Raw genomic sequence first — 24726 nt, 5'->3', positions numbered from 1 at the left:
AAAGACGCTGCCCCTTCGCCTATCCCGAAATCTGTGCAGGTCAGCTGAACACCCCGAAAACACACAAAAACCTGAGTAATCCTCAGGTCGAATGTATCGACGCTGTAAATATACTCAGGTTTATACGTGCATTCAAACCGTCAACATAACGGCTGAAGAAGGTTCCATTTAATTAGTCGATGATTTCAGCAGTATCGCCGTTACGAGCGCCAGCTGCATTAGCTTCATCCGTATCAATATGCATGTCCAGTGCAAAGGAATCCGATACACGAGCCAGTACATTTTCCAGCACCAGACCACGATCTCCACCCAGACGAACTTTCAGCAATTGTTTGTCCTCGATACCCCATTTAACAGCATCAGAAGTATGGAAGTGGATGTGACGAGCAGCAACGATAACACCTTTATCGATTGTAACTTCGCCAGCAGGTCCTTTAATTGTGATACCTGGAGTACCTTCGATGCTTCCGGATTCACGCACAGGTGCCTTAACACCAATAGCGAAAGAGTCTGTCATCGAGATTTCCAATTGTGTTTCCGGACGAACTGGTCCAAGAATACGCACTTTATCAAACTGTCCTTTCGAACCAATAACCGCTACTGTTTCGTTAGCAGCATATTGTCCTGGTTGGGACAGAGGTTTAAACTCAGTCAATTCATAGCCTTTACCAAACAAAATTTCAACGTGCTCTTGAGATACATGAATGTGACGGGCAGATACGCCCACAGATACTGTTTTGCTCATTGTGAATTTCACTCCTTGTTTATCTATGGCCTGTAGCCAGGCTCTTAACAATCCTATGGTATTATACCCCTTTTTGAAGTGAAATGAAAACGAACTGCTGAAAATTCATGAAATACACTTATTTTGCAATCATTAATCCCCTACATTTGGTAAATCGGTCTGAACATGTACGACGTTTGCTTTCAGCTCGTTTTCTTCCGGGGACCAACGGTGTCATGATTCACCATATTCGATCTTCAAATTTTTCTTCGGCAAATTCTCTTCTAAATAACTCATGGCATTGCCCCACATCCAACCGCGAACCAGTGATTCGTCGTAGTGCTTGAGCAGCGTATTCATCAGTTTTGGATACTGCCCCGTATGTTCAAAGTCATGGATATACGTAGTAATTCCGTCAAAATCAGACCCCATCATCAGATGGTGCTCCCCACCCAGGGAACATATCCGCTCAATATGAGGCAACAGATCTTCAATACATACTTCGCCTTCCTGCTTCACAAACCACGGCACAAACGTCAGTCCGATCCTCCCTTCCCGGGCAATAATAGCTCGAATCTGATCATCCTTCAGATTACGCACATGCGGACAGATGGCATAACTGTTGGAATGCGATGCGATAAAAGGCCGTTCACTAAGGTCAGCAAGTTCCCAGAAGCCTTTCTCAGTCAGATGTGATACATCCAGCAGCATGCCGATTTGGTTACACAGGTGAACCAGCTCCCTGCCCTTCTCCGTTAGTCCAGCCCCACGTTTCTCCAATACACCATCAGCTGCCCAATTGGCATAGTTCCAGGTAAGCCCAACAATCCGCACACCCATTTGATAACATAACTCCATATAAAAGAGATTGCCCTCCAGTCCATCGACACCCTCAAGTGTAAGCAGTCCCCATGGTCTGTCCGTCTGCCCGATCTGCGTAAGCTGTTCCCGCCATAACAATGTATGTGTACCTTTAGATCGTTCTTCGGTTATCTCCACACGTTTACGGTAGATGTCCAACTGCCCCATCACATGTTCAAACTTGCCTCTGCCAAGCACTTCGGGCAAATAGATTGCAAAGGCCTGTAAACCAATGTTACCTTCCCTCATGCGTTCCAGGTTCACATCCAGCTGTGAAGCATTTTCAAATGAAAGGCTAGGATTCATCAACATTTTACTCAAAGCATCACAATGAAAATCGGCTACCCGCCAGTTGTGCATCACAATCTCTCCTTCTACACGGTTAGGTTATGGAAAAAAAACGCAAAAAAACCTGTCTACTTCGTAAACAGGTTCAATGCATAAGTGCATGTATTATCTGGGCTCCACAATCAGCTTAATGGCCGTTCGGTCCTCGCCGTCGATCACAATGTCTGTAAAAGCTGGAATACAAATCAAGTCAACTCCGCTTGGTGCTACAAATCCCCGGGCTATCGCTACCGCTTTAATGGCTTGGTTCAGTGCTCCCGCTCCAATTGCCTGCAGTTCAGCATTTCCACGTTCACGAAGAACACCTGCAAGAGCGCCGGCTACGGAATTGGGATTGGACTTTGCTGAAACTTTTAATACTTCCATGGTAAGTACCTCCCTGGGAATGTTGAATGTTTGTTTCCACTTACTAGATGTTATTCGCGGGAGGCAAAAAAATTCCTTCTTTTTAGTCGGGTTTCCCTGCAAAATGGGACAATACCCCTATTCCATGCGCCACTCGTCTTCCATCAGACGAATTTTTTCAATACGTGTTGCAGCACCTGTGGCTTCATCAATCTCCACAAATACACCGTGGAAATGCCATTTGCCATCATCAACAACAAATCGTACCGGAAGCTGGGTGTAGAACTTGCGAAGCACGGCTTCACGCTCCATGCCCAATATGCCGTCACGCGGCCCTACCATGCCCGCATCGGTTAAATAAGCTGTTCCTCCTGGCAAAATACGATCATCATTGCTCTGCACATGTGTATGTGTACCTACGACCAGCGATGCACGTCCATCCAGATGCCAGCCCATGGCAATTTTCTCAGATGTGGCTTCAGCATGCATATCGACCAAAATGCATTTGTGGTCCTGACGGAGTTCATCCACAATTTCATCGGCAACGCGGAATGGGCAATCTAGAGCAGGTAGGAACGTCCGGCCTTGCAGATTGATAATCGCCAGCTCCTTACCTTCACCTTTGACTACCGTGTATCCACGTCCTGGTGTTCCTGGAGGAAAGTTCGCAGGACGAATCATACGTGGCTCATCATCTATAAAATCAAATATGTCCTTATTGTCCCAAGTATGGTTACCAAGGGTGATGCCATGCACACCCCAGTTAAAGAATTCATTCGCAATTGCCCCGGTGATTCCCCGGCCTGCCGCTGCATTCTCCCCATTTACAATGACTACATGTGGCTTATACTTCGTTTTGAGGTAGGGGAGGTTTTCCTTCAGCGCCTTACGCCCTACATTCCCCACAATATCACCAATAAACAAAACTTTCATTTTACTGCCTCCTTAAATCCCTACCAAGCGCAGCCTTCTTCTAAGCATCCGAAACTTCGCAGGACCTCTATCTCTTGCTCATCAATTTTATTATAAAAATGCCTTTTAACTGGCTATCAACAGGAAAAGTGGCCCACTACTGCGGCCACTTTTCCGTAATGCTCTATTTTGCGTATTCAACCGCACGGGTTTCCCGGATGACGGTGACCTTGATGTGACCCGGATAATCGAGTTCGTTCTCGATCATCTTCGTGATGTCACGCGCGAGGCGGAAGGCTTCAGCATCGTCGATTTTCTCAGGCTGTACCATAACGCGAACTTCGCGTCCTGCCTGAATGGCATACGATTTCTCGACACCTTCGAACGATTCCGAAATCTCTTCCAGCTTCTCCAGTCGTTTGATATACGTTTCCAGCGTTTCGCGGCGTGCGCCCGGTCTTGCTGCGGAGAGCGCATCTGCTGCGCCAACCAACATCGCAATAACCGAAGTCGCTTCGCAATCCCCGTGATGGGACGCGATACTGTTGATTACAACCGGATGTTCTTTGTATTTCTTCGCTAGTTCCACGCCGATTTCGACGTGTGATCCTTCCACTTCGTGATCCAGCGCTTTACCAATGTCATGCAATAGACCTGCACGTCTTGCTAGGGTTACGTCTTCTCCGAGTTCGCCAGCCATCAATCCAGCTAGATAAGCGACTTCCATCGAATGTTTCAAAACGTTTTGACCATAGCTTGTACGGAACTTCAACCGGCCCAAAATTTTAATCAAGTCCGGATGCAGACCATGCACGCCCACTTCAAAGGTAGCTTGCTCACCGTATTCACGGATACGCTCATCCACTTCTTTGCGGGATTTCTCCACCATCTCTTCAATCCGTGCCGGGTGAATACGTCCATCAGCCACCAATTTTTCGAGGGCAGTACGGGCGATTTCACGGCGAATCGGGTCAAAGCCCGACAGAATAACAGCTTCTGGCGTATCATCGATAATGAGGTCAATCCCTGTAAGGGTTTCAAGCGCACGGATGTTACGTCCTTCACGACCGATAATCCGGCCTTTCATTTCTTCATTTGGCAAAGTAACAACGGATACCGTTGTCTCCGCCACGTGATCAGCCGCACAGCGTTGGATGGCGAGTGTAATAATCTCGCGGGACTTTTTGTCCGCTTCTTCCTTCGCTTGCTGTTCAATGTCCTTGATCATTTGAGCAGTCTCATGACGTACTTCCTGTTCTACGTTGGACAGTATGATACTGCGTGCGTCTTCCATAGTGAGGTTGGATATGCGCTCCAGCTCCGTCACCTGGTTTTTGTAGATCATTTCGATCTGCTGCTGTGTCTCATCAATTCGTTTCTCTTTGTTAGCCACTTGCTCTTCTTTACGTTCGAGTGATTCCAACTTTTTATCCAGCGACTCTTCTTTTTGCAACAATCGTCTTTCTTGTCGTTGAATTTCGTTCCGACGTTCACGAGTGTCTTTTTCAGCTTCGGCGCGAATGCGATGAATTTCATCCTTCGCTTCCAGCACCGTTTCTTTCTTCAGTGCTTCTGCCTCTTTCTTCGCGCTCTCCACGATTTGTACGGCAGCTTGTTCCGCACTGGAGATCTTAGCTTCTGCAAGAGATTTGCGAATAAAGTATCCTACTCCGAACCCAATGAATAGCGCGGCAACAACGAGAACGATCGTGATTGCAATCATACTGTTCACCTCCTCGTTGGTTCCTCCAAGGCATTCCTTGGGTCAATTTGCAGTTTTCAAACCTAACATATTTTTGGGAATAACGAATACTCACGGCGATCCCCCGCCGATTTTCATTTCAAGTGTACATGTCTCCACGCACTATCCGCCGTCTCCGACGAACCCATAATCATAAATGGTATAAATCTTAAAAAACAGAAACCGCTTTTTTGGAAGGAAAAAGGGTTGTCCATTTCTTACAGACTCATGTCCATTTTAGTATTTGACGAAAGAAATTGTCAAGAGAATGCAGTATAGTGAGTCCAGTCTGCTAATCCCATAACAACGATTCGTCATCTTCGGGGTCATTAGCCTCGTCTTCTTCAATTAAACCATTCACGACCCGACGCACCATATCCATGGAAAAACCTCGCCGCATCAGGAAGGGAAGCGTTTTACGTTTCTTCTCCTGGATGTCTCCTTTGACCTGATTCCATTTTTTGCGTCCGGCGGTTAGAGCCGTCTCAAATTCCGCATCTGTACTTACACCTTCAAGCGCTTCAGCAATCAGCTCATTGGCAATGCCCTTTTGACGCAGCTCTTGCCTTATCCACAGTTTTCCCTTCCGCTGTCCCTCCATACGCTGACGAGTCCATTCCTTCGCAAACAGTTCGTCATCGACCAAATTCTCCCGCTCAAGCCGATCCAGGGCCTCTTCAATCAACGGTGCAGCAAACTCTTTTTGACGAAGCTTCTGACTTAATTCGTGGCGTGTGCGGGGTTTATGCTCCAAATATCGCAAAGACTGTACATACGTCCGCTGTCGTTCGTCAGCTACGATGATATCTTCCAAGTCCTTTTTCAGAAACGTATTCCCCCGGGTCATCCGATATTTAATCATTACATCTTCAAGCACCGTAATTGAATATAAACCAAAGGTAATTCGATAACGAGCTTCCCTGCTTTTTGTTCGTTCAACCCGTGTAATGGTAAGCTCTTCGTTATCCGGGAATTGGGAGATTCCCTCCACCTCGGCTTCTTCATATAAATCATCTTCATGTTGATCCATTTCGGTCTCCCCTTCCATCTAAACCTCATACGTTTAACGTATTTCAAAAGAAATATCAGATACTAATACAAAAGGCCGGAAACAATGTCCGGCCTCTCACTAATAGTAATCATACCAACAGCCCCTGCCCATTCGGACAGAGGCTGTTGGACAGCGCGAGCACACACTGGACCCTTCTTAGCTAGATCGAGCCAAGCTCAATCAGATAAGTACGGAATCCAGAGGATTACTCGTTAATTTCAAATAATTCTTGCTCTTCTGCCGCTTCTTTTTGTTGATCTTCAGTCGTAGGTGCAGGAACTGCAGTAGTCAGGTTGCTGGCTTCACGAATTTTTTGTTCAATTACTTGAGCAATATCTGCATGCTCTTTCATGAACTGCTTCGCGTTCTCACGTCCTTGACCTAAACGCTCACCTTCGTAAGAATACCACGCACCACTTTTGTTAACGATGTCCAGCTCTGTACCAATGTCAATGATACTGCCTTCTCTCGAAATACCTTCACCGTACATAATGTCCACTTCCGCTTGTTTAAACGGTGGTGCCACTTTATTTTTCACAACTTTGATACGGGTACGGTTACCCGTGATGTCATTGCCTGACTTGATACTCTCAATACGACGTACATCCAGACGTACTGTAGAATAGAATTTCAGGGCACGACCACCAGGTGTTGTCTCCGGGTTACCAAACATAACACCGACTTTTTCACGAAGCTGGTTGATAAAGATTGCGATGGTTTTGGATTTGCTGATTGCACCAGACAGTTTACGCAGCGCCTGAGACATCAGACGTGCTTGCAAACCGACATGGGAATCCCCCATTTCGCCTTCAATTTCCGCTTTTGGTACCAATGCAGCAACTGAGTCAATAACGACAATATCGACAGCGCCACTACGTACAAGCGCTTCTGCGATTTCAAGCCCTTGCTCACCCGTATCTGGCTGGGACAGAAGCAACTCATCAATGTTAACACCCAGTTTGCTTGCGTATTGCGGGTCAAGAGCATGCTCTGCATCGATAAATGCAGCTTGTCCACCCACCCGTTGTACTTCAGCAATCGCATGCAACGCTACCGTTGTTTTACCGGAGGATTCTGGTCCATATATTTCAACAATACGGCCTTTAGGCAAGCCGCCTGTTCCTAATGCAATATCCAGAGCCAAGGAACCGCTGGGGATTATTTCCACTTGCATGTGAGTAGACTCACCCAGTTTCATGATGGATCCTTTACCAAATTGCTTCTCTATTTGACGGAGCGCCATATCAAGCGCGGCACGACGGTCTGACAATAAGCTCACACCCTTTACTGTTTATAATATAATGATACCTTGTTTTAACACGTTTGCCAAGCTTTTTTTCGAACATACATTCGTTTTTTTTGTGAAGGCCGAGGCGCCTCTTCCTCAAGGAAACTTTCCATTAAACAGAAAAAAGAACCGTAAACAAGGCTGTAAAGCCTGATTTTACGGTTCTTCCGTCTTCCTTTATTATACTTGCTTGCCTTGGTAAATGCAATCCGAGCTGTGAACTAGTCCATCTCCACAAGCTTGCGCCACAAACGATAAAGAATCGCTTTCGCTGAACGGATCCGAACCGTCTCCCGATTACCATTAATGCGCAGTTCATGAATTTCTGTCTCTTTACCACGCTCTGCCAGAGCGATGAAGACAAGTCCTGGCGGTTTGCGTTCGGAGTAACCCGGACCCGCAACACCTGTAACCGACAGACCGAAGTCCGCATCCCCAATCATGCGAATCTGCTCTGCGAGCACTTTAGCCACTTCCGGACTCACTGCGCCCGGTGCATCTTCACCTTCCAGATAGGAATGCGGCACATGGAGCAGCTTTTCCTTAATTTCATTGGAGTAACATACAATTCCGCCCTTAAGCATCGACGCACTGCCAGGAACTGATGTCAGACTCTGCATGACCAGCCCTCCTGTGCAGCTCTCAGCCGCGCTAAGGGTCAGACCCATATCAGACATCATAGTAACAATTGTGTACTCTATAGGCACATCCTCGTTCGCGTAGAGATGCTCTGGCAATCGTTCCCGAATCTGAACTTCCATTGCATCCAGCTTCAGCTTTGCCTCACTCTCACTTGGAGCCTTTGTAGATACACGTACCGTAACTTCTCCCTCACTTGCATAAGGAGCAATGGTAGGATCTGTCTGTGTATCAATCAGATCTAGGAGTCGGTCTTCCAATGCCGATTCGCCGATGCCTGCAAACTTCAGCATTTTTGAGTAGATCGGCATTTCTTCTGTCAGTACATGCTGGAACAGCCAAGGCTTAACTTCCTGTTCAAACATAGGAATCAGCTCTTTCGGCGGTCCAGGCATCACTACATAATGCTTACCATTGTCGGAAATCGCATTTCCTGCGGCAAGACCTGTTTCGTTCGCCAGCGGTGTTCCACCTTCGATAACGATCGCCTGACGACGATTGTTTTCGGTCATGTCCACATTGCGATCTCGGAAGAAGCTCTCAATTTTGTCCATAGCCAATCGATCTATATGCAGTTTGCGGTTCAAGACCGCCGCGATCGCATCCTTGGTCAAGTCATCTTGTGTAGGACCGATGCCCCCGGAAAATAAAATGACGTCTGCACGACCCTGAGCAATGCGAATGGCGTCACTAAGTCGATTTAGATTATCACCAACCACCGTTTGGAAATATACATCAATCCCGATCGCAGCCAATTCACGGGATAGATATCGGGCATTGGTGTTTACAATTTGTCCAAGCAACAATTCTGTGCCAACTGCAATGATTTCTGCCTTCATTCAGCATCCTCCTGTACATGTGGTGAGTGATCAAAGGGCAATAGGATGATTTCCTATTGCCCTTCGTACCAATGATTTCTTCATGCTTATCCATTTAACCTCAAACGTTAAGCTTTCGATAAATGAAGCAAATTTTTGTTTTTGATAAAGTAATCAATGCCTGACCAAATCGTAATAATCGCTGCAGCCCAAACAGCAATAACGTCCATGTGAATACCCGTGAATGAGAACGGGAAATTATTCAACAACAGCAGCACAATCGCTACAATTTGCACGACGGTCTTCAGTTTGCCCCAGGCACTTGCTGCAACAACCGAACCATCCAATAATGCAATCTGACGCAAGCCGGTAACAGCGAACTCACGACTAATAATGACCACAGCAATCCAGGAATCCAACTTACCCATTTCCACAAGTGAAATCAGCACCGCGGTAACCAACAATTTGTCAGCCAGCGGATCAAGCAATTTCCCCAGGTTGGTGACCATATTATTTTTCCGAGCCAGATAGCCGTCAATTCCATCCGTGCTTGCTGCAATGATAAAAATGACAGCAGCAATCAATTGATTATACGGAAGCGATAAGCTTCCCAATTGCAACGGTTCTGGATAGAACGGAAAATCTACGAGCAGGAACACCATCAAAAAAGGGATTAAGCAAATTCGTGCAAGCGTAATCCGGTTGGGTAAATTCACAAGACGCCCTCCCTCTTATCCTCCATTACTCCAAACATTCATCTTAATCCCGTATTCATCATCCGGAACATGAAATTTACAGTTTCACTGTCAATCAGCACTAAAAGTGCTCTCACTATGTAAAAACGCAAAAAATAAAGTCAACCGTTCAAACGCAAAACCGTTTTAAACGTTCCGGTGACTTCCAGAAGATGTACTGCTTTTCACAAAGTCAGCAAACGATGATGACTGGGCTTTGATGCTTATCTGCTAGCAATGCACACTTAGTATAATATACGCCAATTGCAGTGTCAAAAAACACGTCTAGCTACAAAAAGGAGATATTATTTGAAATTTGTATATTGCAGGTCCAGAGGCAGATTGGCACCGTTCAACAGCTGCATAACTGCTTGCAAATCATTCTTACTTTTACCTGTTACCCGGAGTTGATCTCCCTGAATCTGACTCTTCACTTTCATCTTGGAGTCACGAATCAAAATATTGATTTTTTTAGCGATATCCTGATCAATCCCCTGCTTGAAATTCAAACGCTGTCTGACTGTACCTGACGAAGCAGGCTCTACTTTTGCATAATCAATGTTTTTTAAAGGTAAACCCCGCTTAGCCATTTTGGATTGAAGTACATCGATGACAGCCTTGAGTTTGGTCTCATCATCAGATACGATCGTTAACGCATCCTTATCCAGTTTCAGACTGCTCTTGCTGCCCTTGAAGTCATAACGCGTGCCAATTTCCTTTTCCGTTTGTGTAACGGCATTTGTCAATTCCTGCAAGTCCATTTTGGACACGATATCAAATGAATTTTCTGAACTCAAACCAGTCACCCTTTCAGTTAATCATATGTTCTGTAACATTATAGAGGATACGCCAAGCAAAAGTCTAATTTTATGAGGTTTTTCAAAATAAAAAAGCATTTTTGGCTGCCACTTGAAATGGTTGCCAAAAATGCTCGCCGTACGGCGCCCTTCTAATAACGGCTGCGATTAGGCTGTCTGAACATGTCAAGCACACCCAGAAGCACATGTGCAAGTCCAAAGCCCAAAATTCCGTAACCCCAGGCAGTTGGAGTCAAGTAATAACCCAGGAGGCTGACAATGATCCCCAAACCTGTTACGATCCAGCTGACTGTCACAGCCATCCACCTCACTTCACCAAAAGTTAACTGCAAGTTAAGACATGGTTAGTGTCTCCTGTAGAAACTTTGGTTATTCGCCGCTAGTGTTGGTGCTTCCTTCGGTAGTGCTTCCTGTTTCATTCGACGTAGTGCTATCGTTACCTATTGAGGATGTATCCTCACCAAGCCTTAACCGAATGCGGTTTGTCGCTTTCCCGTCTGTCACAACCTGCCCTGCAACCTCAATTGTGGTCGCTGCAGCGTAACCGGACTTAATGTACATTCCTGCACTGTCCAATTCAAAAGTATAACTGTCTCCATCAGCGGTGTTGCCGTACTCCAACTTCTCTCCACTAGAGTTCTCGCCCTTGTATACTTCCAGCCAGCTATGCCCCGTTGCTTTAATCGTAACCGTCACAGGCTGCCCTGCGCTGCCGTTCACTTTAAAGTTCGTGATATTGCCTGATTTTCCGTCTTCAGCCACAGTTACAGAAGCTGGGGGACTTTCTGTTGGGTTCTCTTCATTTTCGCCCGTCGTTTGGCCATCCGTTTGTCCGTCAGTCTGTCCCTCTGCCGTTCCGCCGCCGTTACCGCCAGCCTCGCCTTCATTCGTTTCTCCGCTACCTGATTCATTAGCTGGCGGATTAGAAGCTTGACCATTATCTGTAGGCTCATCCGGTTTATCTTGAGGCAGCTGCTGGCTGTCTGTGATCTTGGTCTGATCCAGCCCTTGTGTATCCGAATCATCCTTGTTCATCACTACATACACGTACAACAGCACAAGAATTAATACCGGAAAAGTCCACATCAGCGCAACAGACATCCAGCGGTTACTGCGCTCTACCGGGCGGTTTGAACGCTTTTGAATAACCGGCTCCATGGTTGCTTCCGTTTCTTCTGCAGGTACATCTTTCTTATGTCCCTCCAGCAGCTCATCAGGATTTAGTCCCACCGTTTCCGCATAGGTTTTGATAAATGCACGCACATAGAAGCTGCCAGGCAGCACTTTGTAGTCTCCTGCCTCTATTGCCTCCAAATACCTCTTGCGAATTTTAGTCATTTCCTGTACATCGTCAAGACTCATCCCTTTTTGCAGCCGGGCCTCTCTTAACTGCTGACCCAGTTCAGACATGCCATCTCCTCCTTATGTTTATCTCTATGGTTGTTGCTTATCTATTTCATGATCCCGTACGGAGCGTTACAGTTCGTCGGTGTAGCTGGCCGTAAACGTATCATAAATAATTTCTTCATTCGGATTGTTGCGCAGTTCAATAATAATGTCAAAATCATTAAAATCATATTCCGACTCCTGCACAAAAATATCCGGATGTTCAATAACCTTGGTGCTTGGCATCGTCATGATGTCCTGTAACAGATTATAATGACGTTCGCTTGAACGAATCGTACTGACAATTCCGTCAATGATAAACACATTGTTTGGATTCAATTCGTCCTCGGACATCTGGCTTCTTATGGTTTGACGAAGAAGTGTGGAGGAAACAAACGTCCAGCGCTTCATTGCACATACGCTGCCTGCAATAATGGATTCCGTTTTGCCTACACGCGGCATTCCACGCAAACCAATGACTTGATTGCCTTCCCTCTTAAATACTTCACCCAAAAAGTCCACAAGTAACCCAAGTTCGTCCCGCGTAAAACGAAATGTCTTGCGATCATCCGAATCACGATCAATATAGCGACCATGCCGTACAGCCAAAATATCGACCAGTTTCGGTTGACGCAAAGCAGACACAGTTATGCTGTTCACTTTGCCAAGCATTTCACCCAGCAGACGAATCTTCTCGTCATCATCCGATTCCAGCAGCATCCCCCGGGTTTTGCCTTCAACACCGTTGATGGTCAATATATTTACTTCAAGCATCCCCAGCATAGAGGCGATATCCCCTAAAAGGCCAGGTCTGTTCTTATGTATTTTATACTCCATATACCATTGTTTAGATTCCATTTAAACACCCCGTAAAGCATTATTCCACATTATTCGACAGTAACAGAACGCGTCCATTGGACGACAATCTGAGATATCTTCTAAAAATGGGTCACGTTAATGATATATAAAATGAAAATGAATTACAAGAACAGGTCTGTAATCAATGTGTAATCATTAGAGAAAAGCCCCCTTGCGGGAGCTTTCCATCGTTAATCTTATGCGTTTTGTTTGGCCAATTTGACCATCAGGCACGCAATCGTACGACGTTCATCCTCGTCGCCGACTTCCCATAGTTCTTTCAATGCCCGGTTGGAAGGGTTCGCCGGATCTACTTTCTCATCCAGGAAGTCGCCGATTTCATACGCAAGTTTGTTGATGGTTTCTTCATTCATCCCCATCTTCTCTGCTTGCTGTACTCGGTCACCCAAAAACTTCTTCCAAGTGTCGAAACTCGTGAGCACCGTTTTTTCTGTTGACATGATAAATCCTCCTTAGCTGACGCATGAGATTTAAAATCAACAGTTGTAATATGTGCTTCCCGGACATTTTATATACGAGCTTTTTGGAATTAATCGAAGATCATCTTCGAATCATACATTTCCATCAGGATACTACCTCGAAGTGAAAACAAAATTAAATTCACACCCCATATATTACGTGAGCCAGCCACCATTTGGACTTATAATCTGCCCATTAATGTAGCCAGACTCGGGAAGGGCAAGGAAGTAGACCAGTGATGAGATTTCATCTGGTTGGGCAAATCTTCCTGCCGGAATTTCCTCTTCCAGCATTTTTAGTTCATCCTGATCCAGATGGTTCAGCATGGATGTTTGAACCGCACCCGGAGCTACAGCATTCACCGTTACGCCAGATGGAGCCAATTCTTTGGCAAGAGCTTTGGTGAATGCATTTACACCGCCTTTGGTAGTAGAATACAACACCTCACAAGAGGCACCCGACAATCCCCAGATAGATGACACATTTATGATTCGACCGTATCTTTGGGAGATCATGTGAGGCATCATTTCCTGTGTACACAAGAACGTGCCTTTCAGGTTAATTGCCATCACTTCATCCCAGATTTCTTCCGTAACATCGGACAGCATTCCATAATGAGATATCCCTGCATTATTCACCAGAATATCCGGCATCAGCCCGTGTGATTCCAGCTTTTCGCGCATACGTTCAATTTGTTCCCGGCTGCGAAGATCGGCAGACACCGTCATGACTTTACCACTGCCCTGTTCCATGCACCTTCTCGCCGCTTCATTAGCTGCTTCATGCGATTTCATATAGTGAATCACTACATTCATGCCCACCTTGGCAAAACGCTCTGCGATAGCTGCTCCAATGCCTCCGCTCGCGCCTGTTACAAGTACCGTCATTTCTCCAATTGGCTTCAATTGTCCTGTTCCCCTCTCCATATTAAGGACTCACGACAAGCGATATCGACAGTTGATCCCAACGAATATGCTCTTTCAATCTGCGGTTTACCTCTTCCAGTGTAAGCGATTCATACAACGGGAGCATGTTGAAAAAATCACCACCACGGAATTGCTGCCGCGTAAATTCATTTGCAATGTTTTCTGGTGAATTGAGCATGCGCAAATATCCACCTATTTTCTTTTTGCGTGCGCGCTCAAAGTCGGTTGCATCAAATCCTTTTTCCACAATAGCATCGACTTCTTCACGGATGCGGGCAAGCAGTTGATCCGGGTCTTTGGTGTCCCCGCCAATAGCCGAAAAAGCATATTGCGTCGAACTGTTATATTCATGCCCAAAGCTGTCCGAAATCAGGTCTTCATCATACAATTTTTGAAATAGCGGAGTACTGGAACCAAACAATAGATCCATCATTAGTTTGGTTGTCATATCCCGGCGCAGCAGGTCTTCTCCAGTGAGTCCCACATCGGTTTCCTTAAAACCAAACAAACATTTGGGCAGGGAAACGGCCAATTTGGATTCACGTCTGGCTTCTCCCACTTGCTTAGGTTCCGGTTCAAATATTCGCTCAATTTGCCCTTGAGGCTTGTAATTTTTCTTCGCCTGGTTCGAACGAACCATATCGATCACTTCCTGCGGATCTACTCCACCCACAACAAACAGAAGCATATTGCTTGGATGATAAAAAGAGTTGTAGCACGTGTACAACGTTTCTTTGGTTATGGTGCCAATGGATTCAACGGTTCCGGCGATATCAATATGCACAGGATGTTTCTGATACATCGCCTCGATCAGGCCAAAATAAACACGCCAATCCGGATTATCCGCATACATATTAATTTCCTGTGCGATGATCCCTTTTTCCTTTTCTACATTCTGATCGGTGAAGTAAGGATTTTGCACAAAATCAACTAATGTTTGTATATTTTCATTGACATGTTCCGTCGCCGAAAACAAATAAACCGTCTGGTCAAAACTGGTAAAGGCATTGGCAGAAGCACCATGAGAAGCAAATGTGGCAAAAATATCACCTGTTGGTTCTTCAAACATTTTGTGTTCCAGAAAATGAGCAATTCCGTCCGGAACCTTCACTTCCTCCTGTCCTTCAACCTTAAAATGATTGTCGACCGAACCGTATTTGGTAGCAAACGTGGCATATGTTTTCTGGAAACCCGGTTTAGGCAAAATATAAACATGCAGCCCGTTATCCATCACTTCGTAATACAGCGTTTCCTGCAAACGATCGTATGTTATGCTCTCCACCGACTATTCCCCCTTCTCATCACGCAAGAAATAAATCGTATCCAGACGGAATTTCTCTGCCGCCTCACGAACATTTTCTTTGCTGATCTGCTCTACCTGGGTCAGCAGTTCCTCGGCGGTCCGCTCTTTGCCGGATAACTGTCGATTGAAATCATAAGCAATCAGCTCAAATGCAGAATCCTGCATTTCCTTGAGCAGATTACGGATCATCGCCTTGGTCTGAGACATCTCCAGGTCAGTGATATTTCCATTCTTCATTTCATCCAGCTGCTGCTTGATAATCCTGACGGCTTTTTCATAATTGGGGATTTCAATCCCGGATTGAATCGTTGCAATACCCTTATGTCCGTCATAACGGGAAGAGGCATAGTACGCCAGGCTTTCTTTTTCACGAACATTAACGAACAGTTTGGAATGCGGATATCCTCCGAGAATGCCGTTATACATCAATGCTGCTGCATACTGCGGGTCACCATAAGTAATTGACGTGCGAAGTCCCATATTGAGCTTACCTTGATTCACATTAAGCCGTTCTACAACGGTTTCCACTTCTTTATCTCCACGAATAGCTTTCTGTGTGTGATAGTCGGAAGAGATCGTACGTTCAACATTGAAATAACGCTGCACCAGATTCTCTACCTCTTCCAGCGTGGTGTCTCCCACCACATACAAGTCCATACTGGCCTGCTGCAACCATTCCTGGTACGAAGCTGTCAATGTATCTGGATCAATGCCGGGCAAATCCTTGCGCTCACCAAGCGGGTGCAAACGATACGGCTCGTTTTTACACATCTCCTCAATACTACGTTCCGCAGCATAACGCATTTTGTCATTGACGATGGACTCCAGCATTTTGCGAACAGTCTCCCGCTCAGCTTGTACATAAGAGGTCCGAAAATGTCCATCCTCCTGTGCAGGGCGTGTGAGCACCTCCCCGAGAAAAGCAAAAGAACGATCCAACAGCTGCTCGTCCCCGCCAACAAAGGAATCATTAATGGTATCCATACGGAACTGTACAATCTGGTAATCGCCACGTTTATAGACATCAAAGCCAAAACCCGCTCCATACAAATGTTCCAACTGTTCTCGAAATTGCGTAGTTTCCGGATAGGATTCGGTCCCGCGCCGAAGCACAAAAGGTGTTAAGGCTACTTTGGTTACCGTATCTTCCTGCAGGGGAACCCCTGCGTAAAGTGAGATTGCAAATGTCTTAAAACGTTTCGTAGGAAGAACATGTATGCGGAATTCTTTCCGGTTTCCTCGTTCAAATCCTGATGTATTCAAATGTCAAAACCCCTTTACGGCGTCATTTATCGTGCAATAAGTGAAGCTTAAACGTAACAACCATTTTAACCCATTCAAAAGGCAAGAAGCAACCGAAGTCACGCCTTCTGGTTGCTTCCAAGATCATCACATACAGAATATATGCTGCCCGATTGTTTTTACCTGAGGACGTGTCCAGATCCATTTGGATGTAGCTGTCTTCGGATTAAAATAATAGAGGCATCCACCGGATGGGTCCCAACCATTTATCGCCTGTTCAACTGCCTTTTTAGCTTGTGCATTCGGTTCCAGATAAATCTGGCCGTCTGCAACGGCGGTGAACGCACCCGGCTGGAAAATTACTCCAGATGGGGTGTTCGGGAAACTCGGCGATTTAACGCGATTTAGGATAACTGCGGCTACTGCCACTTGACCTTCAAACGGCTCTCCGCGAGATTCACCATATACAGCGTTAGCCATAATTTTGATTTCGTTCTCCGACAACCCCATGGAATTGGCTGAGCCCATATTGTCCTGCTCTTTATCCGCAGTATTGTTATTGTTGCCACTATCTCCTGAAGTTTGATCCTTGTGCAGCGGTGTTTCTGTTGGCGACCATTGTTTTGAAGCATTATACAGCTTCAGCTTCGTTTTGGCTCCGACCACACCGTCTACCTTCATGCCAAATTCAGATTGAAACCATTTGACCGATTTCAGTGTACTGCTGCCAAAATTGCTGTCAATTTTACCATTGTAAAATCCCAAATACTTCAGCCGGCCTTGAAGCTCGTATACATCCTGACCATAACTTCCATATTTCACAGCATTGGTGCTAAAGGTGGGTAAGGACTTTTCTTCGACCTGCGGGGAACTTGGGTTTGGACTATCGGTTGCTGTATTCCCAGGAAGCAAATAACGAATTCCCAATGCGGACATCAGCAAAATAGCAGTGAAAAGCCATATGTTCATTTTTCGCATCGACTGTGCTCTACCTTTCTCTTGTGGGATTAACAGAATCGCTAAGGTTATTATGACAACCATACTTCGTTCCTATGCACCAAATCCTCCGATCATTGGACATCATGGCAAATCTTCAGTCAAATGACATGCAAAAAACCCTCAACCAATAAGGTTGAGGGCTTTAATCATTTGCACGTGCCAGTGTATTACGAGCTAATTTTATTCTGTTGATACTGCTCCAGTGAGATGAGTACTTCCCGTGGTTTGCTACCCTCGTAAGGACCGATCACACCTCGGGCTTCCATGGAGTCAATCAAACGTGCTGCACGGGTATAACCAACTCGCATTCGGCGTTGAAGCAGAGAAACCGAGGCTTGCTTCGCCTCCAAAATAATCTGCACCGCCTGTTCATATAACTCATCCTGTACTTCATCTGCTGCCTGAACGGAATCATCCACCTCAGGCACAAGGGATTCGTCATACTGCGCTTCACCCTGACCACGCACGTAATTCACGATATTTTCAACTTCCTCATCACTCATGAAAGCACCTTGTACACGAACCGGCTTCGAAGCTCCCATAGGCATGAACAGCATATCTCCCCGACCCAATAGCTTCTCGGCCCCGCCCATATCCAGAATGGTTCGGGAATCCACTTGAGAGGATACACCGAAGGCAATCCGGGAAGGGATGTTGGCTTTGATTACACCAGTGATGACATCCACAGAAGGGCGCTGTGTGGCAATGATCAGATGGATACCGGCTGCACGCGCCATCTGAGCCAATCGGGCAATCGCATCTTCCACGTCACCCGCGGCAACCATCATGAGGTCAGCCAGCTCGTCCACGATAACAACAATATAAGGCAAAACCGCCGCTGGGTTGTCTTTCATCAGATTATTATAGCCTTCAACGTTACGTGTACCCGATTTGGAGAACAGCTCATACCTTTTCTCCATCTCAACAACGATCTTTTTGAGAGCAAGTGAAGCCCTCTTAGGATCAGTTACGACCGGTGCCATCAGATGCGGAATACCATTATATACGTTCAGCTCGACCATTTTGGGATCTACCATTAGAAACTTCACTTCATCCGGCTTCGCTTTGTACAGGATGCTGGTAATAATACCATTGATACATACTGATTTACCTGAACCTGTTGCACCAGCCACCAGCAAATGGGGCATACGAGCCAGATTACCGATAATCGTCTGCCCAGAGATATCCCGTCCAAATGCAATGGTCACTTTGGATTCGGCTTCCTGGAATGTAGCTGTCTCCATGACCTCCCGCATCGTTACAACCGATACCTCTCCATTCGGTACCTCAATACCGATAGCGGATTTGCCGGGAATTGGCGCTTCCATCCGGATATCCTTTGCCGCCAGGGCTAATGCAATATCATCTGTCAGACTTACAATTCTGCTCACCTTCACACCAATATCCGGTTGGATCTCATATCGTGTAACAGCAGGCCCTCTGACGACTTCAAGTACTTTGGCGCGAACACCGAAGCTTTCCAGCGTTGCTTCCAGCTTGCGTGCAGTCTGCATATAGTCCTTCTGGTCGCCGCCCTTACCTCCGTTGTTGGGCTTCGAAAGAAGCCTGAACGATGGAAGTTTATATGGCTTGGGAGGTGGTGGAGGCGGCTTAACAGGCTGCACTTCCTGCCCCTCCGTATCCGAAGCATCCAATCCTTGAGCCGCATTGCTCAACGTAGATGCAACGTCTGAACTACCCTCAACAGCATCCATCCCATCTGTTCCGGCATCTGCCGCTCCAGGCCACTCCATGTTATCCACAAGTTCATCTGAAATCTTGATTGGAAGCTCATCTGTCTGCATATTATCCGTTAGATCATCTGGGAAAGGATACGCATCATCCAGATCATCATCTTTACTCGCATCCTCGGATCTGACATGTTCAAAGAAGTCACGGATGATTGGAGCCGAATTAGGTCTTGATTGCACTGGAACTGCTGCGGAAGCCATTACATCGGATGCGATGATTGGCTCGTCATGCCATGAATCTGCTGGAGGTTCCTGCTCAGCTCGGTAGACAACATGTTCCGTGTCTAAAGAATTATCCTCGTCCAAACCACGCTCATTCTTCGTCCGATCAGAACCCCATTTTCCAAAGAGTTGGAAAAATATCGGGGCTTTTCGTTTCGGTAGCTGCTGATCCTGCAGATCATTGTCATCATCTTCCTCATCGTTCACTGGAACAGGAACCACTTTGCGGACATTCCCGTTTTTCTTGCCCGCAGAAATTGAAACGGCTCGTGCTGACGGTCTAGCCTCCAGCTTTTTGTACATCGCACTTCCTGCATCCCATATTTTGGTTCTGAAAATGCGAATCAAATCGACATAAGAAAGATTGGTAACCAGCATGAAGCTGATAATGAACATCACGATCATAATCAATCGTGCCCCCAAGCTGCCAAACAACCACAAGAACAAGGCAAATTGCGCCGCTCCAATATAACCGCCGCTAATGTCCTTATTGAGCATTGAATCCCGTTCGCCTGGCGCAGCAGGCGTGAGCAGCTCGGTTTGCATATCATTATGTATCTGTGTAAGTACAGCACCAGGCTCAAGGGCTCCAACCGGAATAAGCTTCTGGTGCATGGCAGAGACGGTACTCATCAGGGTTAAGGCAAACACCAGTAATACAAGCCCTGTCTTGCGCGTTGTCCAACCACTAGGCCATTTTCGATGAATCATCACCATTAAGCCATAATAAATCTCGATAAGCGGAATCGCAAAATAGAACTTGCCAAGCATTAATCCAAACATCTTGGAAAGCGAGCGTCCTACGGTTGCTTCACCCGACAAAGCAATGACGGCAAGGGTAATAAGCACAATGCCGTAAATTTCATATTTTAAAACGCCACTAAACGCTGCGGCCTTTTTTTTCCTCTTTTTTCTTCTGGCCAAAATCAGGTCACCCCCAGAAGAATATTATACCATACAAATATAATCCGTACATATGTTCTTTTTCTTCTCAATTTGTCTTATTTCGTCGCGTTATGTTGGTCCCGGGTTACCCGAAAGCGGAACGATCGATCCGGGCATATTGGCTGGATTCAGATAAGCTTCCAAGGGGCATTCAAGCAAACGTACAATGACAGCCTCTTGTTCATTAACAGGTCGGACCTGCATCAATAATCCGTTCACCTTAATCTCCCGGGTGTCTTCTCCCTCATTCCACATCCCTGACCACAGCAGTTCAGGCGGCATCACGGTGTAAAGTGTCATTGGGTGTAACCCCCTGCCTGCAGTGTCTGTCTTTTGTCTCCTATAAGCTGATTCAACTGGGCGATGGCCTGGCCTATCCCGCCTACGGCATCCATTAATCCGTATTTGACCGCATCTGCGCTACCCACAGCTGTTCCAATGTCGCGGTTGAGTTCACCGGTCTTAAACATCAATTCCTTGAACATTTCTTCCGAGATATTGGAGTGCGACGTAACAAATCTTACGACACGTTCCTGCATCTTCTCCATATATTCAAACGTCTGAGGCACGCCTATCACGAGTCCGTTCATACGGATCGGATGAATGGTCATGGTTGCACTACCCGCGATCAGGGAATAGGTTGAAGCAACCGCGATTGGAACCCCAATGCTGTGTCCTCCTCCAATGACGACGGTAACGGTAGGTTTGCTAAGTGAAGCAATCATTTCGGCAATAGCCAAACCCGCCTCCACATCTCCTCCTACCGTGTTTAAAATGATCAAAATGCCTTCAATTCGCTGGTTCTGTTCTGCTGCAACCAGCTGCGGAATGATGTGCTCATACTTTGTTGTTTTATTTTGCGGTGGTAAAATTAAATGCCCTTCCACCTGACCGATAATGGTCATGCAGAAAATGTTTGATTCAGCTGCAGGTGACTGCGTTTGTCCAAATTGCTGAATGGCCTCCGTTACCGGAGACATGGTCTTTTCCTCTTGTGCCGGCACTTCCGGTGCCTCGGTGCCCGGTTGTTCCGATTTGGGTGTTTGCTTGCTTTTCATGTATTCACTCATTCGATTAATCCCCTTCTCCAGAAACATGTAATGTATTTCCTTAGTATGGGGAATGTTCCAGCTGACTTATACCCCATTACCATCAATTTCTCCAGAATCTGGTGTTGGGCCAGAAAACAACAAAAAAAGCCCCTTCTCTACGAGGAACCGTCCAATATTACTCGTAGAGAAGGGGCGACTGTGTGCCTGAATTTATGTTTTTGTTTGATTTATTTTAAACTTCCATAATGATTGGCAAAATCATCGGTCTACGACGAGTTTGCTCATACAAGAAGCGTCCGAGAGCATCTTTAACATTCGTTTTGAGTGAAGCCCATTCGTTAACGTTCTCACTCATCAACTTCTGCAATGTGCTGCTGACGATGCGATTGGCTTCATCAAGCAGTCCTTCCGATTCGCGTACATAGACAAATCCACGAGAGATAATGTCCGGACCGGATACAATTTTGCCATCCTGTTTGCTCAGTGTTACCACGACAACCAGAATACCATCCTGTGACAGCAACTTACGGTCACGCAATACGATGTTACCTACATCGCCTACACCCAAACCGTCGATTAACACGTTACCTGCAGTAACTTTACCTGCCTTGCGTGCAGCTCCGTTTTGAATTTCTACCACTTCACCGATATCCGTAATAAAAATGTTGTCTGGATCAATACCTACAGACTCAGCCAGTACCGCGTGGCGGCGCTGCATACGGAATTCACCGTGAATCGGCAGGAAGTATTTCGGTTTCATCAGGTTAAGCATCAGCTTGAGCTCTTCCTGGCTACCGTGACCGGATACGTGAACGCCACTGTTTGCACCGCTGTAGTGCACATTGGCACCCAAACGGAACAGTTCGTCAATCGTACGGCCTACATATTTCTCATTACCCGGAACTGGTGTTGCCGCGATAATTACTGTATCCCCAGGCAGAATATCTACCTTACGATGAGTGGAACGAGCCATACGTGTCAATGCTGACATTGGCTCGCCTTGGCTACCTGTGCAGAGAATTACTACACGGTCAGCAGCCATTTTGCCTACTTCTTCCGGCTCAATGATCATGCCGTCTGGAATCTCAAGGTAACCCAGTTCAGAAGCAATACCCACCACATTTACCATACTGCGTCCAATAACTGCGACTTTACGTCCAGTTACTTCAGCTGCATTGATAACTTGTTGAATCCGGTGTACGTTGGAAGCAAACGTTGCTACAACAACACGTTGGCTTGCTTTACGGAAGATATCTTCCAGAACGATACCCACATTTTTCTCCGAAGGTGTAAATCCAGGTTTCTCTGCGTTAGTACTATCGGACAAGAGGGCAAGTACGCCATTCGTTCCGATTTGTGCCATACGCTGGAGATCTGCATATTGACCATTGACTGGAGTGTGGTCAAATTTGAAGTCACCTGTATGAACAACAGCGCCTTCCGGTGTTTCGACACATACGCCGACGGAGTCCGGAATACTATGGTTAGTAGCGAAGAACGTTGCTTTCAATACAGAGCCGAGTTGGATCTCGGAATCCGCATCAATCAGGATGCGTTTTGTTTCACCCAGCAAATTGGCTTCTTTCAGCTTGTTTTCCACAAGTCCGAGAGTAAGCTTTGTTCCGTAAACGGGAACATTCAAGTGTTTCAGAACATATGGCAGACCACCGATATGATCCTCATGTCCGTGAGTCAAAATAATACCTCTTACTTTGTCACGGTTTTCAGTCAGATAAGAAATGTCAGGAATGACAATGTCAATTCCAAGCATATCTTCTTCCGGGAATTTAAGACCAGCATCTACGACTACAATGTCGTTAGCGTATTGGATGACGTACATATTTTTACCAATCTCGCCTACGCCGCCCAAAGCAAAAATCATCAGTTTATCGTTGTTATTTTTCTTAGACAAATGAATCTAAACCTCCTATGGTAGTTGGACGTCGTACCTTATTATTTTATTGTAAGTTAAGAAAAGCAGTCCATCACACCCATGCCCGTAAATAGGGATGAATGCAAAAGAGCACCTTTATTCACGATATTTGGAAGAAGTTCTTCGAAGTTATTCCCCTTCACCAACAAGATGGATTTTGAAATGATCCTCCTTAGCCGTTCCTTCCTTTTTCACCACAAAGCTACACCGAGAAACGATGTCGCTTTCAATTTCAAAAAAATACCGCACCCAGTCACTTGACATCATTATACATGATTAAAAACAAAAAAAACAAGTCACTCTCTCGTGAACCTCTACGTTTGCCTCCAGTTGTGAAAAGAAACCTAACAATCATCGTCAAAAAAAAGAACCGCCTCCTCTTCAACGAGGAGCGGTTCTTCTGCAATTTCTATGGGTTTATAAAAAATTCACAAACCCGTTTAATAACGTATTATTGATAATTAAACAAGCCACGAATAAAACCTTGCTCATCCTCTGTTGCAGCTATAAGCGGTAGGCGTACAGATCCGACATTCAGACCGCGCAATGTGAGAGCGTATTTCACCGCTACAGGGTTCGGTAAAGGCTGCGGGCACTCGAACAGACCTTTAAACACCGGAAAGAGCTTCTGATGGATCTGAGCCGCCTGTACAGGTGCACCACCGAAGTAGGCATCAATCATTTCTTTCATCTCAGCGCCTACCACATGGCTGGCAACACTAACGATCCCGTAAGCACCTACAGCAATCGCTGGCAAACCAGAAGCATCGTCACCGGAATACACCCTGAAATGTCCCGGTGCACCAGCAGCAATCTGCGTGACTTGCTCCAAAGAAACACATTCCTTCGTAGCAACAATGTTAGGAATCTGTGCCAAACGAAGCGTTGTTGCAGCTGAAAGACTGGCTGCCGTACGTCCAGGAACGTTATACAACATAACTGGCAGTTTCGTCGCGTTCGCAATCGCTTCAAAGTGTCTAAACATTCCCTCTTGACTGGGTTTGTTGTAATAAGGAACAACCAGCAAAACGCCATCTACACCAGCACGTTCAGCGTCCTGAGTCAGATGGATGGAATGAGCGGTGTTATTGCTACCCGTTCCAGCAATGATTTTGCACCGTCCAGCCGCATGTTTTACTGCGAATTCGAATAGCTCTACTTTTTCTTTGTCGCTAAGCGTGGGAGATTCTCCAGTTGTTCCAGAAATAACGAGCGTCTCTGACTTTTGATCTTCAATCAAATAGTCTATTAGACGTGCAGTTTCCTCCAAATGGATCTCCCCTTGTTCGTTAAACGGAGTGACCATTGCTGTAATCAATCTTCCAAAGTCCAATTCGATTCCTCCTTCAA

23 protein-coding genes are annotated in these 24726 nt (G+C 46.0%); all 23 read right to left on the bottom strand.

The window, feature by feature from the left end:
- Window positions 1-172: 172 nt before the first annotated feature.
- On the bottom strand, window positions 173-745 hold the full coding sequence (gene pduL, locus BMY78_RS07440) for a phosphate propanoyltransferase (RefSeq protein ID WP_090896095.1): 573 nt from the start codon (window positions 743-745) through the stop codon (window positions 173-175).
- 213 nt (window positions 746-958) lie between these two features.
- Window positions 959-1945, bottom strand: a complete 987-nt coding sequence (locus tag BMY78_RS07435) for a dipeptidase (protein WP_090896091.1) — start codon at window positions 1943-1945, stop codon at window positions 959-961.
- Between the two features lie 93 nt (window positions 1946-2038).
- Window positions 2039-2299, bottom strand: coding sequence for a stage V sporulation protein S (locus tag BMY78_RS07430; protein ID WP_019005392.1), 261 nt, complete (start codon window positions 2297-2299; stop codon window positions 2039-2041).
- A 117-nt stretch (window positions 2300-2416) separates the two neighbouring features.
- Window positions 2417-3211 (bottom strand): TIGR00282 family metallophosphoesterase, encoded by a 795-nt coding sequence (locus tag BMY78_RS07425; protein ID WP_090896088.1) that lies wholly within the window; start codon window positions 3209-3211, stop codon window positions 2417-2419.
- A gap of 163 nt (window positions 3212-3374) precedes the next feature.
- Complete coding sequence (gene rny, locus BMY78_RS07420; RefSeq protein WP_024630288.1) at window positions 3375-4913, bottom strand: ribonuclease Y; 1539 nt, start codon at window positions 4911-4913, stop codon at window positions 3375-3377.
- Window positions 4914-5223: 310 nt separating this feature from the next.
- On the bottom strand, window positions 5224-5961 hold the full coding sequence (locus BMY78_RS07415) for a regulatory protein RecX (protein WP_090902150.1): 738 nt from the start codon (window positions 5959-5961) through the stop codon (window positions 5224-5226).
- A 226-nt stretch (window positions 5962-6187) separates the two neighbouring features.
- The gene (recA, locus tag BMY78_RS07410) at window positions 6188-7252 is read right to left on the bottom strand and encodes a recombinase RecA (protein WP_090896085.1); all 1065 of its coding nucleotides are present in this window, start codon (window positions 7250-7252) and stop codon (window positions 6188-6190) included.
- Between the two features lie 239 nt (window positions 7253-7491).
- Complete coding sequence (locus BMY78_RS07405) at window positions 7492-8748, bottom strand: competence/damage-inducible protein A (protein ID WP_090896082.1); 1257 nt, start codon at window positions 8746-8748, stop codon at window positions 7492-7494.
- 107 nt (window positions 8749-8855) lie between these two features.
- On the bottom strand, window positions 8856-9443 hold the full coding sequence (pgsA, locus tag BMY78_RS07400; protein WP_063566359.1) for a CDP-diacylglycerol--glycerol-3-phosphate 3-phosphatidyltransferase: 588 nt from the start codon (window positions 9441-9443) through the stop codon (window positions 8856-8858).
- Between the two features lie 323 nt (window positions 9444-9766).
- Window positions 9767-10258: a YajQ family cyclic di-GMP-binding protein gene (locus BMY78_RS07395; protein WP_017689115.1), complete on the bottom strand. Its 492-nt coding sequence runs from the start codon at window positions 10256-10258 to the stop codon at window positions 9767-9769.
- A gap of 152 nt (window positions 10259-10410) precedes the next feature.
- Entirely contained in the window at window positions 10411-10581 is a 171-nt protein-coding gene (locus BMY78_RS32755) for a hypothetical protein (protein ID WP_157258470.1), read from the bottom strand.
- A gap of 67 nt (window positions 10582-10648) precedes the next feature.
- The gene (locus tag BMY78_RS07390) at window positions 10649-11689 is read right to left on the bottom strand and encodes a helix-turn-helix domain-containing protein (RefSeq protein ID WP_090896079.1); all 1041 of its coding nucleotides are present in this window, start codon (window positions 11687-11689) and stop codon (window positions 10649-10651) included.
- A gap of 66 nt (window positions 11690-11755) precedes the next feature.
- Window positions 11756-12523: a DUF3388 domain-containing protein gene (locus BMY78_RS07385; protein WP_024630282.1), complete on the bottom strand. Its 768-nt coding sequence runs from the start codon at window positions 12521-12523 to the stop codon at window positions 11756-11758.
- Window positions 12524-12720: 197 nt separating this feature from the next.
- Window positions 12721-12984, bottom strand: a complete 264-nt coding sequence (locus tag BMY78_RS07380) for a DUF3243 domain-containing protein (RefSeq protein WP_063566361.1) — start codon at window positions 12982-12984, stop codon at window positions 12721-12723.
- Between the two features lie 174 nt (window positions 12985-13158).
- Window positions 13159-13929, bottom strand: a complete 771-nt coding sequence (gene ymfI, locus BMY78_RS07375) for an elongation factor P 5-aminopentanone reductase (RefSeq protein WP_090896076.1) — start codon at window positions 13927-13929, stop codon at window positions 13159-13161.
- A 1-nt stretch (window position 13930) separates the two neighbouring features.
- Complete coding sequence (gene yfmH, locus BMY78_RS07370; RefSeq protein ID WP_090896069.1) at window positions 13931-15211, bottom strand: EF-P 5-aminopentanol modification-associated protein YfmH; 1281 nt, start codon at window positions 15209-15211, stop codon at window positions 13931-13933.
- Between the two features lie 3 nt (window positions 15212-15214).
- Complete coding sequence (gene yfmF, locus BMY78_RS07365) at window positions 15215-16495, bottom strand: EF-P 5-aminopentanol modification-associated protein YfmF (RefSeq protein ID WP_090896065.1); 1281 nt, start codon at window positions 16493-16495, stop codon at window positions 15215-15217.
- 126 nt (window positions 16496-16621) lie between these two features.
- Window positions 16622-17452 (bottom strand): spore cortex-lytic enzyme, encoded by an 831-nt coding sequence (sleB, locus tag BMY78_RS07360; protein ID WP_090896062.1) that lies wholly within the window; start codon window positions 17450-17452, stop codon window positions 16622-16624.
- Between the two features lie 188 nt (window positions 17453-17640).
- Entirely contained in the window at window positions 17641-20370 is a 2730-nt protein-coding gene (locus BMY78_RS07355) for an FtsK/SpoIIIE family DNA translocase (RefSeq protein WP_090896057.1), read from the bottom strand.
- 90 nt (window positions 20371-20460) lie between these two features.
- Entirely contained in the window at window positions 20461-20691 is a 231-nt protein-coding gene (locus BMY78_RS07350; protein ID WP_090896053.1) for a YlzJ-like family protein, read from the bottom strand.
- Window positions 20688-21461 (bottom strand): ClpP family protease, encoded by a 774-nt coding sequence (locus tag BMY78_RS07345; RefSeq protein ID WP_371129122.1) that lies wholly within the window; start codon window positions 21459-21461, stop codon window positions 20688-20690. The genes BMY78_RS07350 and BMY78_RS07345 overlap by 4 nt, the downstream gene beginning before the upstream one ends.
- A 214-nt stretch (window positions 21462-21675) precedes the next feature.
- Window positions 21676-23355 (bottom strand): ribonuclease J, encoded by a 1680-nt coding sequence (locus tag BMY78_RS07340; protein WP_090896050.1) that lies wholly within the window; start codon window positions 23353-23355, stop codon window positions 21676-21678.
- Between the two features lie 472 nt (window positions 23356-23827).
- Window positions 23828-24709, bottom strand: a complete 882-nt coding sequence (dapA, locus tag BMY78_RS07335) for a 4-hydroxy-tetrahydrodipicolinate synthase (RefSeq protein ID WP_090896047.1) — start codon at window positions 24707-24709, stop codon at window positions 23828-23830.
- Window positions 24710-24726: the final 17 nt, after the last annotated feature.

Origin of the sequence: Paenibacillus sp. OK076 (assembly GCF_900110055.1) — a bacterium.
In the GTDB taxonomy this organism is placed as follows: Bacteria; Bacillota; Bacilli; order Paenibacillales; family Paenibacillaceae; genus Paenibacillus.
Note: the sequence above shows the minus strand (reverse complement) of the source record. Positions and strands in the feature narration are given on the sequence as shown.

What these genes read in the sequence shown, in the direction of transcription:
- pduL (WP_090896095.1), bottom strand. Translation starts at nt 745, where the DNA reads ATGAGCAAAACAGTATCTGTGGGCGTATCTGCCCGTCACATTCATGTA.
- BMY78_RS07435 (WP_090896091.1), bottom strand. Translation starts at nt 1,945, where the DNA reads ATGCACAACTGGCGGGTAGCCGATTTTCATTGTGATGCTTTGAGTAAA.
- BMY78_RS07430 (WP_019005392.1), bottom strand. Translation starts at nt 2,299, where the DNA reads ATGGAAGTATTAAAAGTTTCAGCAAAGTCCAATCCCAATTCCGTAGCC.
- BMY78_RS07425 (WP_090896088.1), bottom strand. Translation starts at nt 3,211, where the DNA reads ATGAAAGTTTTGTTTATTGGTGATATTGTGGGGAATGTAGGGCGTAAG.
- rny (WP_024630288.1), bottom strand. Translation starts at nt 4,913, where the DNA reads ATGATTGCAATCACGATCGTTCTCGTTGTTGCCGCGCTATTCATTGGG.
- BMY78_RS07415 (WP_090902150.1), bottom strand. Translation starts at nt 5,961, where the DNA reads ATGGATCAACATGAAGATGATTTATATGAAGAAGCCGAGGTGGAGGGA.
- BMY78_RS07405 (WP_090896082.1), bottom strand. Translation starts at nt 8,748, where the DNA reads ATGAAGGCAGAAATCATTGCAGTTGGCACAGAATTGTTGCTTGGACAA.
- BMY78_RS32755 (WP_157258470.1), bottom strand. Translation starts at nt 10,581, where the DNA reads ATGGCTGTGACAGTCAGCTGGATCGTAACAGGTTTGGGGATCATTGTC.
- BMY78_RS07390 (WP_090896079.1), bottom strand. Translation starts at nt 11,689, where the DNA reads ATGTCTGAACTGGGTCAGCAGTTAAGAGAGGCCCGGCTGCAAAAAGGG.
- BMY78_RS07385 (WP_024630282.1), bottom strand. Translation starts at nt 12,523, where the DNA reads ATGGAATCTAAACAATGGTATATGGAGTATAAAATACATAAGAACAGA.
- BMY78_RS07380 (WP_063566361.1), bottom strand. Translation starts at nt 12,984, where the DNA reads ATGTCAACAGAAAAAACGGTGCTCACGAGTTTCGACACTTGGAAGAAG.
- ymfI (WP_090896076.1), bottom strand. Translation starts at nt 13,929, where the DNA reads ATGGAGAGGGGAACAGGACAATTGAAGCCAATTGGAGAAATGACGGTA.
- sleB (WP_090896062.1), bottom strand. Translation starts at nt 17,452, where the DNA reads ATGCGAAAAATGAACATATGGCTTTTCACTGCTATTTTGCTGATGTCC.
- BMY78_RS07350 (WP_090896053.1), bottom strand. Translation starts at nt 20,691, where the DNA reads ATGACACTTTACACCGTGATGCCGCCTGAACTGCTGTGGTCAGGGATG.
- BMY78_RS07345 (WP_371129122.1), bottom strand. Translation starts at nt 21,461, where the DNA reads ATGAGTGAATACATGAAAAGCAAGCAAACACCCAAATCGGAACAACCG.